This is a genomic window from Spirosoma sp. KNUC1025, assembly GCF_045160025.1.
GTDB lineage: Bacteria > Bacteroidota > Bacteroidia > Cytophagales > Spirosomataceae > Spirosoma.
Genome location: NZ_CP087139.1, coordinates 6,637,833 through 6,649,525, shown reverse-complemented (window position 1 = coordinate 6,649,525; position 11,693 = coordinate 6,637,833). Strand labels below are relative to the sequence as shown.

Below are 11,693 nucleotides of genomic sequence, written 5' to 3'. Positions count from 1 at the left end.
CCACCTCCGACCGGCTCATCATCGACGGCTCGTATGTGCGCCTGAAAAACATCCAGTTAGCTTATTCGCTGCCTACGGCACTAGCCAGCAAAGTACGCATGAGCCGGGCGCGGGTGTATGTTTCGGCCACCAACGTACTTACGTTTTCGAAGTTGAATGAATGGAATCTGGACCCGGAAGTGGGTTCTGGCCGGGCGGTTTATTATCCGCAAACATCGCTGTATACGCTCGGGCTTAATCTGCAATTCTAATCCCATTCATCCTTATTTACAGACTGAACGCTCATGAAATCAATACGTTATATAGTTTCGATGCTTGCTCTATCCCTCGCGGTAGGGCTAACGCTTACCTCCTGCGACCGGGATCTGCTGGACACCGTTCCGAACGACCGGCTGTCGGAAAGTTTATTCTGGAAAACAGAAAATGACGCCCGGCTGGCGGTCAATTCGCTCTATACCGACCTCGACAGTACCAACCTGATCAGCTGGGATGCAATGACGGACATTGCCCATACCAACCAGCCCTTTGACGTGCAGGCTTACGTTGAACTGGGGCAGTACGACGCCACCAGCGCGAAAGTGTACGGCGAATGGGTTAAAGCCTACAAAGGAATCCGGGCCTGCAATTATTTTCTGGAGAACGTCGATAAGGTGACATCGACAAATGCTACGCTTATCAATCAGTTTAAAGGCGAAGCCCGAACGCTTCGGGCGTACCAATACCTGAAACTGGCAGCCCTGTTTGGGGATGTGCCGCTGGTTACGAAAGCCATCTCGCTGGACGAAAGCCGGACGCTGACGCGTGCCCCCATTGCACAGGTGTGGGATTATGTGGATAAGGAGCTTTCGGAAGCAGCTGGATTACTACCAACAACCTATGCTGCGGTCGACAAAGGCCGAATCACCAAAGGAGCTGCTTTGGGGCTGCGGGCACGGGCTAATTTGCTGGCAGGACGCTATCAGCAGGCCGCCGATGCCGCCGATCAGGTGATGAAACTGGGGATTTATGGCCTGTATGATACCTACGAAAAGTTATTTACCTACGCGGCTGAAAACAACAAAGAAGTGCTCCTCGACCGGCAATTCATTAAAGATACGTACCCCGTCAATGTGTTCGGTTTGCTGGGGCCGTACAGCCAGAAAAGCGCAAACAGTACGTATGTGCCTACCAAAGCGCTGGTGGATATGTACGAAACGACGACCGGTAAGCTCATCACCGACCCCAGCAGCGGCTACGATCCAGCCAATCCGTATGCCAATCGCGACCCCCGGCTCAAATATTCTATTTTTCTGACGGGTGACCCATTACCCAGCGGTATCACGTACCGGCCTGAACCGAACAGCGGCACGCCAGACGCGGTTGGCAATACGTACATCGCGTCTACAACGGGTTTCAATATCAAAAAATACATTAACGCGGATGATTACGCCAACCCGGCCAACAATGGCATCAACATCATTTTGCTCCGGTACGCCGAGATTCTGTTAACGTATGCCGAAGCGAAGGTCGAGCTGAATCAGTTGGATGCCAGCTTGTTTACGGCGCTCAACACGGTGCGTAATGGTAGATTGGACGTAAAACAGCCTTTCATCAGTAGCACGGCTACTCAGGCCGAACTACGGGCAATCGTTCGTCGGGAGCGGGCCGTTGAACTGGCCTTTGAGGGCTTACGGCTGTTCGATATTCGGCGGTGGAAAATAGCCGAAACAGCAGTTCCTGGCCCGGTCTATGGCATTACGTATAAAGATGCCAGTGGGGCGCTGGCAACGGTACAGGTGGTAGCTGTCAATCGGACGTTTGATGCAACCCGGCATTATCTGTGGCCCATCCCGCAAAAAGAACGGAATCTAACTCCGACGCTCACTCAGAATCCGGGCTGGTAATGTATTGTGAAAACTATTTTCATCTTCCCGAAAGCTCCAGGCTTTCGGGAAGATATGCAACCCATAATCTATGCGTTTAAGGACTTGCCTGCTAAACCTGTCAACCCTGCTTCTGATCGGGTATTTTTTTGTGGCTTTTACTCCGCGTCAAGCTGCTCCCTCCCGGCCTAACATCATTTACATCTATGCCGATGATATGGGCTATGCTGAACTGGGATGCTACGGTCAGCAGAAAATACGGACGCCCAATCTGGATCAGCTGGCGCAGGAGGGAATGCGATTTACGCAGCATTATACCAGTATGCCCGTCTGTGCTCCTGCCCGTTGCATGCTCCTGACAGGCAAACACAGTGGCCATTCCTACATCCGGGGAAACTACGAAATGGGCGGTTTTGCTGACTCGCTGGAAGGCGGTCAGATGCCGCTTTACCCGGGCGCGTTCACGCTGGGCCGCATGTTGCAGCAGTCGGGGTATAAAACGGCCTGCGTTGGCAAATGGGGGCTGGGTATGGCCAACACGACCGGCAATCCAAACGACCAGGGCTTCGATTATTTCTATGGCTATCTGGATCAGAAACAGGCGCATAATTACTACCCGACGCACCTCTGGGAGAATGGCAAACCCGACGGACTGAATAATCCGGTCATCGATGTGCACCGTCGGCTGACGCCCGAAACCGCTACGCCCGAAGCGTATGCTTATTATCGGGGCAACGATTACGCTATTGATAAAATGGCGCAGAAAGCACAGGCTTTTGTTCGTCAGAACAAGAATACTCCATTTTTTCTGTATCTGCCATTTACCGTACCCCACGTATCGTTGCAGGCACCTGAAGAAGCAGTTCGCGAATACATCGGCAAATTCAATGATAATCAGCCCGCCGAACGGCCTTATCTCGGTCAGCAGGGCTATGCGTCTACGCCTTATCCGCGTGCTACGTATGCTGCCATGATTACGCATATGGATAAGCAGGTCGGGCAACTGATGCAACTGCTGAAAGAACTGAAAATTGATGACAATACGCTGGTCATGTTTTCGAGCGATAATGGCGCTACGTTTAATGGTGGGGTAGAAGCGGCTTATTTCAAAAGCGTCGGCGATTTAAGAGGGTTAAAAATGGATGTCTACGAAGGCGGAATTCGTGAGCCAATGCTGGCTCGCTGGCCCGGTAAAATAAAAGCGGGACAGGTAACAGACCACGTTTCGGTACAGTACGATCTGCTGGCTACACTAGCTGAACTGGTCGGCTATAAACAACCTTTTGTAACCGATGGCCTTTCGTTTCTACCGACCCTGCTGGGCCAATCGGCTGGCCAGAAGCAGCACCCGTTTCTGTACTGGGAATACCCCGAGAAAGGTGGGCAGCTGGCTATCCGAATGGGCAACTGGAAAGCGGTAAAAACAGATATTCGTAAAAACCGGAAAGCCAGCTGGGAACTGTACAATCTGGCCAGCGATGGACGCGAAGCTAATAACGTAGCGGCTCAGCACCCTGACCTTCTGCGCCAATGTGACGCCATTGTTGCCCGCGAACACGTACCGACCCACATCAATGACTGGGAAATTGTCAGTCCCAAAACACCAATTAAGCCTACTAACTAATAACAGTGTCATTTCTCTATGAATGTATTATCTCATCGTTTGTCTCATTTATTGGTAAGCGCTCTTGTGGTTCTGGGCGTGGGTCTGGTTTTAAGTGCCTGGGTAGAAAAACCCGCTCCAGCCCCACCCAATGTTGTCCTGTTTTTTATGGATGATATGGGGTATGGTGACCTGTCAGTGACAGGTGCGCTGGACTACACAACGCCAAATCTGGACCGTATGGCGGCTGAAGGGTCACGCTTTTCTAATTTTCTGGCCACGCAGGCGGTTTGTAGTGCGTCGCGGGCGGCTTTACTGACAGGCTGCTACCCGAACCGTTTAGGCATTTCGGGAGCACTAGGGCCTAATTCGCCCATTGGTCTGAATCCGAATGAGGAAACGCTGGCCGATTTATTGAAAGAACGGGGTTACGCTACGGGTATTTTCGGGAAATGGCATCTGGGCGATAAGCAGCCGTTCCTGCCCCTCCAACAAGGGTTTGACGAGTATTACGGTGTACCGTACTCGCATGATATGTGGCCGCTGCACCCGGCTCAGGCCCGAGCCAATTATCCGGCGCTACGCTGGATTGATGGCAACGAGCCAAAGCAGGAAATCAAGAATCTGGAGGATGCCAGTCACATTACGTCGACAGTCACCGAGAAGGCGCTTTCATTCATTCGGAAACATAAGAACAAACCGTTTTTTCTGTACGTACCGCATCCGTTGCCACACGTACCCCTGGCTGCATCGGCTCAGTTTAAAGGCAAGAGTACGCGGGGGATTTTTGGCGACGTAATGACCGAACTGGATTGGTCGATCGGGCAGATTTTAGGCGAGCTGAAACAGCAGGGGCTGGAAAAAAACACGCTGGTCATTTTCATCAGCGATAATGGTCCCTGGCTGAATTACGGCGATCATGCAGGCTCAACGGGTGGATTTCGGGAAGGGAAAGGGACATCATTCGAGGGGGGGCATCGTGTGCCCTGTCTGGTACGCTGGCCGGGTGTGGTTCCTGCCGGTCGGGTGAGTAATAAACTGCTGACAACCATGGATATTCTGCCAACGGTGGTAAAAATCTGTGGAGCCCGCTTGCCCAAACAACGCATTGATGGTGTGGATTGGCTGGCGCTTCTGAAAGGCGATAATACGGTGACGCCCCGTGATCATTTTTTTTATTACTATCGAAAAAACAGTTTGGAAGCTGTTCGACAGGGCGACTGGAAACTGGTCTTTCCGCACCCCGGTCGCACCTACGAAGGATATCTGCCGGGGCAAAATGGACAGCCTGGGCCAAGCACCGAAACCCATGAATTTCCAATGGCTTTATTCGATCTCCGACGTGATCCGGGCGAACGCTACGACGTACGGGAGCAACATCCCGACATTGTCGCTAAACTGGAAAAACTAGCCGAGGAAGCCAGAGTTGATCTGGGCGACGAGTTAAAGAACCGTACCGGAGCCAACGTGCGCGAACCGGGTCGGATTAATCAGTAATGAGGTTCGTCCTGACTACCCGCCAGCTATGATTTACCAAAATGGTCAAGCCTGCTCATTTCATACGGTTGAGCAGGCTTGACCGTTTTACAAACAATTCTCTTTCAATCTCTTTCAGAGCAATCGAATAAGTCAAACCGCCTATTGAAATCTCACATCTATTTTAGCCATTCAACGTAATGTAACGTCTGCTCAGCGCCGTAAACGTATTACTGTCAATCATTTTTTGCTTATTGATCCGATATTGATTGACCAGAAATAAGTGACTCCATTTGTAATACAGGGTGGCCTGAGTTCGCCACTAACGACATAATCGAATACACTGTCTTTCGAAGCTGGCAGACCTGCAATTTTTAACGTATCACAAGGAATTAACTCGCGATAAGCTGCTTTGCTATAATCAACATCTTTTAAAAATAGGCGTCTGCCCGCTGTTAATCGGGCTGTAGCATCAGTCACAACTACTGCGGGGGCGCCTGTGCAATCACAGCCACTGGCAGGGATAGGTGGCTGCTCTTTATTCGTACAGCTTGAAAAAAACAACAGGGTAGTAGCCAGCAGATTTAGGGCCTTTTTTCGCATACTAGTACGTCTTGGACAGAAGTCCCCGATACGTCAGAAAACGTTGTAGGAGACTACCGCAAAAGGGGAGTTACTGTATACAAAAAAATACTCGCCGACCCGTATAATCCGAGTCGGCGATTTGAAGGTAGTGATCTTACTTGAATGTGGTCAATATGGCCAACGGTAGCCAACGGGATAGGCTACAGCTCCCGAATCTGGATGTTACGGTACCAGACGCGCTCTTTAGGACTGTGATTCTGCAAGGCTATTTTGCCTTTGGCATGGGGAGTGGCGTAGGGCCAGCTGGCGAATTTACTTTTAGCCACCAACGCTTTCCAATCATCAGTACCGTACTGGTAATCGACAACTTTTTTGCCGTTCAGAAAGTGTTCTACATGGTTTTTATTCACCACGATTCGCCCTTTGTTCCATTCGCCCGGTGTTTTCGCGGCATTCATATCCGATGGTGGAATCATGTCGTAATTAGCCCCTGTTAGCTGCGTATCTTTCAGCTTGTAGGGCTTCCCTTCTCCATCCATGTACCCTTTGTCGTCGATCACCTGATATTCCGGCCCCGACATGTATGTCGATTTGATATCGGGGTTGTCGATGATTTTGTAAACAACGCCACTGTTGCTGCCTTTTGGAATTTTGAACTCGAACTCCAGTTCGAAGTTTTCATATTCCTTATCCGTCACCAAGTCACCCCCGGTACCATCGGGTGTAAGAGCGCCATCTTCAACGTACCAGCCAACAACGCCATCTTTGTGATAGCTATGCCAGCCTTTTATTGTTTTGCCATCGAACAGCGAAGTCCATTTTGGCGGAGCCGCCAGTGCCAGTGCGCTAACCAGCAGGCAGGGTAAAATCAGTTTTTTCATGGAGTTCAGAATTTTAGGTAAAAGTAATCGGAACGCTGAATTTTAACCACTGTTCTATCTTTGCGGCTATGCGTCGTAAGAATGATATTTTACTTAAGAGTGCTTTTGAAGAAGCTTTTCCGGATTTATTGCGTTTTTTCTTTCCTCAGGCCGACGAACTGTTCGATATAAACAGAGGCTTCGAATTCATGGATAAAGAGCTTGGCGAACTGTTTCCCGAATTAGAAAAACAGGGTGGTTCACGGTTTGTCGATATGCTCGTTAAGGCTTGGTTACGAGATGGAACGCAAGAATGGATTCTCGTCCATCTTGAAATTCAGGGCGATGATACCCGTGGCTTTTCTCGTCGAATGTTTCAGTACTGGTATCGGATATACGACCGCTATGAGGTTGATATTGTTGCACTGGCAGTCTTTACCGGAGGGAAAAATCAAGTTAGGCCAGGTTATTATCACAGGAGTTTTCTGGGTACTGAAATTACTTATAAGTACAACGCATACCATGTGCTGGATCATTCTGAGCAGCAACTGTTAGGCATGAATAACCCGTTCGCACTCATAGTGCTGGCGGCTCAGAAAGCGTTGTTATTGTGGAAAAATTCCAGAAACTGAATTGGGTGAACAGCGTCTTACTATTGTCCGAGCTTTGATTCAGAGCCAGCGTTACGACAGTGAATAAATCCGCCGATTCCTATACTTTCTAAAGACCTTTGTCTATATTGAAGATCCAGACATAAATCGTAATTTTGATAAACAGATTGAATTGTTGACTGGAAATCAGAACGCTATGGAATCATCGAAACCATTAAAATGCTGACCCGAGAGGAGGCTCTTGAAGAAGGACTTGAAAAAGGTCTGGAAAAAGGAGCTGCGCAGAAGAGTATTGAGGTTATCAAAAAGCTTTTGCTGGCTGAAAAATTTACCGATGCCGAGATTGCTAACTTTGCCAGCGTAACCGAAGAATTTGTCAGAAAAGTTAAGGGCGATCCTGGGAAGTAATAAACCAGGATAACCAACTTCAACTCAGGTCTAGTCGATAATGGATTTTAATAAACGATAAAGTCCGGCAGAGGAAGGTTTTTCCTCTGCCGGACTTTATCGTTTTACCGGAACGATTAGCTTTAGTTGTCTAGCTCGCCATTTCGCGGGCTGCTTCCGGATCGTTATATTTTCGATCCAGCCCTTCCGTCGATTTTTGGTCGGAGCGGTCAGGTCCCGAAATCATATCCTGTGCTTCGATACTGCTTTCATCGGCCATCTCGCGGGGAATTTTCTGCGCTTCCCGAGCTTCTTCGGGGCGTTCACCGGGTTGGTTCTCGGAAGTATCTTTAGCATTTACGTCATAAGGACGAGCGGAGTCACCCGTATTGGGCTTGTCTTCCATCCCTTCTTCCGAACCCGGATCAGCCTTCGCGCCCTGGTCTAAATTTTCGTAGCGCGTGTAGGGTACGTCGTCGTCGGGCTTAGGGCCGTTTGTCGGAACTACGCCGGGCGCAGCCGATGTATACGTAACGGTATCGCTACTGTTCTGGATGTCGGGTATGGCTGGTTTAGGCGTATCGGGCATATCCGGAATTTCCGGTGAGGCTGGCCTTGGCGTACCGGGTAAATCAGGTATTTCCGGGCCGGGTGCGGGTGGTGTTGGGGGCGTTTCGGGAATGCCGGGTACAGGTTGAGTCGGATCGGGGGTGCCCGGCGTTGGCGGAATCATGTCGCCAGAAGGCTGACCGTTACCGATAAACTGCCAGTCTCCAAACGAATTGGTTTTGGTAGAGTCATCCGGTTCGTCTTCTGAAGGCAGGCCTGTATTGACCGTAGCCCCTGCATCCGGATTTCCGGTAATGTCAGCTACGGCAATAGGATTATCTGGCATGGCATCCGGTGCGAATTCATTGCCTGCCCGCAAAGCCGAGGCCGAGTTTTCATATTTCTTTTTATCATCTCCCTCTAAAGCCCGCTCTTCGTCGCTTCCCAACCGAATCCGGGGCATATCGTCGGAGACATCAGACTCTGTATCACCGATTGAAACCAATTTTCCATCCACCAACTTAACCATGTTGGTTTCGGCCTGGTCGGCACTGAACATCGTTTCGGCGTGTTCGCTGGAGACGGTATCGGCCTGTCTGGCACCATCGGTAAGATTTGCGTTGTTTTCCATGACTACTGTGAATGTTTTAGGTCTATGGAAAACTACCGGCAGCCGAAAAGGTTTTTAATCGGTCATCCCGGCTACGTTACGCCAGGGCGTCGAACAAAATCTCGGCCGGGTGCTGTGCCTTGCGGCCGGTTCCGTCTTTTATCTGATGGCGGCAACTGGTGCCGGCAGCTGAAATAATGGCGCTTTCGGACGCGCGAACGGCCGGAAACAGTACCAATTCGCCAATCTGCATCGACAGGTCGTAATGCTCCGCTTCATACCCAAAAGAGCCCGCCATGCCGCAGCAACCCGATGGAATCAGCTGTACGTTATAATTGACAGGTAGCGACAATACCTTTTTTACCGGAATCATGGACGATAAAGCCTTTTGATGACAGTGACCGTGGACTTTCACCAGCTCCGATTTCGTTGTAAAGATCGTACGATCAATACATCCGGCATCGGCTTCGCTGGCAAGCCATTCTTCAAACAGAAATACATTTTTGGCAATGCGTTCGGCATCAGCTTTAAGTTCTGCCGGAACGAGGTCGGGATATTCGTCGCGAAACGTCAGAATGGCTGATGGTTCCAGCCCGATCATGGGCGTATCGTCGGTAACCAGGTCTTTCAGCAACGTAACATTACGAATGGCGAGCTTCCGGGCGTCGTCTACCAGTCCTTTCGACAGATACGTCCGGCCACTTTCGACCTGTTTGGGCATCGTCACGACGTAGCCTAATCGATCCAGTAACTGAACAGCTTTTTGCCCGACTTCCACGTCGTTATAATTCGTAAACTCGTCGCAGAAAAGATGGACCGTTCGGCCCGGTTTTATGGCGCTACCCTGAGCCGTGAATTGGGAGCGATACGTTTTAAACCACTGTTTCAGCGTGGTATCAGCTAGTTCGGGCATAGTCCGGTTGGGGTGAAAACCAACCGCGCGGTTAACCATCTGCCGTAGCACAGTCGTACTATAAATACCGTTGTACGCCCAGGGAGCTATGCTCGCCAGCGACATAAGTCTGGTAAAATTACCAACCAGCCGTGCCCGTAACGGAATACCTTTTTCGCGGTAATGCTGCTGGGTAAATTCTGCTTTCATACGGGCCATATCCACACTCGACGGACATTCCGCTTTGCAGCCTTTGCACGACAGGCACAAATCCAGTACGTCTTTTACGGCTTCATAATCGTGGTCGGAGGGCCTGGACTGGTTGCTGTAGAAATGCCGCAGAATATTGGCTCGTGCTCGTGTGGTATCGCGTTCGCGCCGGGTAGCCATATAACTGGGGCACATAGTACCGCCCGAAATTTCGGTTTTGCGGCAATCTCCCGAGCCGGAGCATTTTTCAGCCAGTTCGAGCAGACCACCGTCTTTGGAGAAGTCGAAAACGGTTTTAGGCTGTGGAATCACTACGTCGGCTTCCGAACGTAACGACTCGTTCATGGGTGGAGTATCCACCACTTTGCCGGGATTGAACGTATTGTTGGGGTCCCAAAGCGCTTTGACCTCCTTACACAACTGGTAATTTTCGGGACCGAGCATAAACGCAATGCATTCGCCCCGTAGTCGTCCGTCGCCGTGTTCGCCGGAGAGCGAGCCGCCGTATTTTTTAACCAGCTGTGCCGTATCCATCAGCAGGGCTCGAAAATTGGTACGCCCTACCGACGACTTCAGGTTGATCAGCGGCAGTACGTGAATTTCGCCTGCGCCGGCATGGGCTGAGTATTCGAGTTTGAGGCCATGCTGCTCCCAGGCCATCCGGTCCAGTTCGTCGATATAATCCGGCAGATCACGAACATCGACGGCTGTATCTTCAATTACATTCGCCGGTTTCTCGTCGCCGGGAATGTTGTACATGATACTCAGGCCCGCTTTACGTAACGCCCAGGGCTTTTTTGTCTCGTCATCGAACAGAACCGGATAGGCGTAGCCCAATTCCTTCGCTTTCAACGCACGGACAAACTCCTCAGCCTTTTGCTGTACGCCCCCAACGGTTTCATCAAAAAACTCAACCATCAGAATAGCTTTGGGGTCACCTTCGACAAACGCCCGGTTTTTCGCCTGTTCGATGTTGGTTTTGGTCAGTTGTAAAATGTAATCGTCGACCAGTTCCGAGGCTGAACATTGATGCGCCAGCGCCACTAGATTCGCTTCAAGTGATTGCCGGATGGTCAGGAAGTGAGCACAGACCAGCGCCGTTTCTTTTGGCGGCAACGGCAGCAGATTCAACTTCGCTTCCGTAATAAAGCAGAGTGTCCCTTCCGAACCGGCAATGAGGTTGGAGAAATTAAAAGCAGGAGAAGGGAGAAGGGGAAAAGGAGAAAGGGTGGATAGTTCTTCTTTTTCCCTTCTCCCTTCTCCCTTCTGCCAGAATTTTAAAAGTGCATCCAGCGCATATCCCGTATTCCGTCGGGTGACGGTAGGTTTTGGATAGCCTTCGCGGATGTGTTGCTGCACTTCGGGGCTGGAGAGCCAGTCGCGAAACTGTACGTATAAGCGTTGTTCAAGCGGACTGACTACGTTTTCACCCCGACATTTTGCGTCAAATTGTTCCTGGCTAAGCGGCCCGAAGGTTACTTCGGCGCCATCGCTGAGTACGGTTCGAACTTCGAGCAGATGGTCGCGGGTGGTGCCCCAAATGATGGAGTGCAGGCCGCAGGAATTGTTGCCGATCATTCCCCCAATCATGGCCCGGCTGGCGGTTGATGTTTCGGGGCCGAACAACAGACCGTGGGGTTTCAGGAAAGCATTCAGATCATCGCGGATGACACCCGGCTGGACACGTACCCATTGTTCATCGGCGTTGATGTTCAGAATTTTGCCAAAGTATTTCGAAATGTCAACGACAATACCGCTGCCAACGACCTGCCCCGCCAGCGACGTACCAGCCGCCCGTGGAATCAGGCCCAGTCCATGCTGTTGCGCGAAACGCAACAGCAATTTGATGTCAGCAACGGATTTGGGCAAAGCCACTGCTATTGGCATCTCCTGATACACGGAGGCATCGGTTGCGTAGAGTATACGCTGAGCGGTATGTTCAGGCGAATCATCGAAATAAAGATCACCCTCAAACGAAGGCAATAGATTGGCGAAAGGCGGTTTTTGAGTCAGGCGAAACATGACTCAAAGATACGAATAAACTCACT

At 50.6% G+C, this 11,693-nt stretch carries 10 protein-coding genes; 6 read left to right on the top strand and 4 right to left on the bottom strand.

The genetic code is table 11. From position 1 onward, the window contains the following. Window positions 1-35 precede the first annotated feature (35 nt). From LN737_RS29025 to LN737_RS29010, 4 genes are all read left to right on the top strand, one after another. Window positions 36-251: a hypothetical protein gene (locus tag LN737_RS29025; protein ID WP_405514467.1), complete on the top strand. Its 216-nt coding sequence runs from the start codon at window positions 36-38 to the stop codon at window positions 249-251. Window positions 252-284: 33 nt separating this feature from the next. Further along, a complete protein-coding gene (locus tag LN737_RS29020) occupies window positions 285-1,883 on the top strand; it encodes a RagB/SusD family nutrient uptake outer membrane protein (protein ID WP_405514465.1) in 1,599 nt (532 codons plus the stop codon). Between the two features lie 70 nt (window positions 1,884-1,953). Continuing rightward, on the top strand, window positions 1,954-3,486 hold the full coding sequence (locus LN737_RS29015) for an arylsulfatase (protein ID WP_405514464.1): 1,533 nt from the start codon (window positions 1,954-1,956) through the stop codon (window positions 3,484-3,486). A gap of 18 nt (window positions 3,487-3,504) precedes the next feature. Next, a complete protein-coding gene (locus tag LN737_RS29010; RefSeq protein WP_405514462.1) occupies window positions 3,505-4,962 on the top strand; it encodes a sulfatase in 1,458 nt (485 codons plus the stop codon). A 219-nt stretch (window positions 4,963-5,181) separates the two neighbouring features. On the opposite strand, the gene LN737_RS29005 is transcribed toward LN737_RS29010, so the two are convergent. Both LN737_RS29005 and LN737_RS29000 read right to left on the bottom strand, forming a co-directional pair. Next, a complete protein-coding gene (locus tag LN737_RS29005; protein WP_405514460.1) occupies window positions 5,182-5,544 on the bottom strand; it encodes a hypothetical protein in 363 nt (120 codons plus the stop codon). A 182-nt stretch (window positions 5,545-5,726) separates the two neighbouring features. Beyond that, complete coding sequence (locus tag LN737_RS29000; RefSeq protein WP_405514459.1) at window positions 5,727-6,407, bottom strand: DUF1080 domain-containing protein; 681 nt, start codon at window positions 6,405-6,407, stop codon at window positions 5,727-5,729. Window positions 6,408-6,475: 68 nt separating this feature from the next. Between LN737_RS29000 and LN737_RS28995 the strand changes: the two genes are divergently transcribed. Together LN737_RS28995 and LN737_RS28990 are read left to right on the top strand one after the other, a co-directional pair. Further along, complete coding sequence (locus tag LN737_RS28995) at window positions 6,476-7,018, top strand: hypothetical protein (protein WP_405514457.1); 543 nt, start codon at window positions 6,476-6,478, stop codon at window positions 7,016-7,018. Between the two features lie 198 nt (window positions 7,019-7,216). Continuing rightward, on the top strand, window positions 7,217-7,405 hold the full coding sequence (locus tag LN737_RS28990) for a hypothetical protein (RefSeq protein ID WP_405514456.1): 189 nt from the start codon (window positions 7,217-7,219) through the stop codon (window positions 7,403-7,405). Window positions 7,406-7,535: 130 nt separating this feature from the next. On the opposite strand, the gene LN737_RS28985 is transcribed toward LN737_RS28990, so the two are convergent. Then, on the bottom strand, window positions 7,536-8,564 hold the full coding sequence (locus tag LN737_RS28985) for a hypothetical protein (RefSeq protein WP_405514454.1): 1,029 nt from the start codon (window positions 8,562-8,564) through the stop codon (window positions 7,536-7,538). Window positions 8,565-8,640: 76 nt separating this feature from the next. Next, window positions 8,641-11,667 carry an FAD-binding and (Fe-S)-binding domain-containing protein gene (locus LN737_RS28980; protein WP_405514452.1) on the bottom strand — a complete coding sequence of 1,009 codons (3,027 nt, stop codon included), beginning with the start codon at window positions 11,665-11,667 and terminating at the stop codon, window positions 8,641-8,643. Window positions 11,668-11,693: the final 26 nt, after the last annotated feature.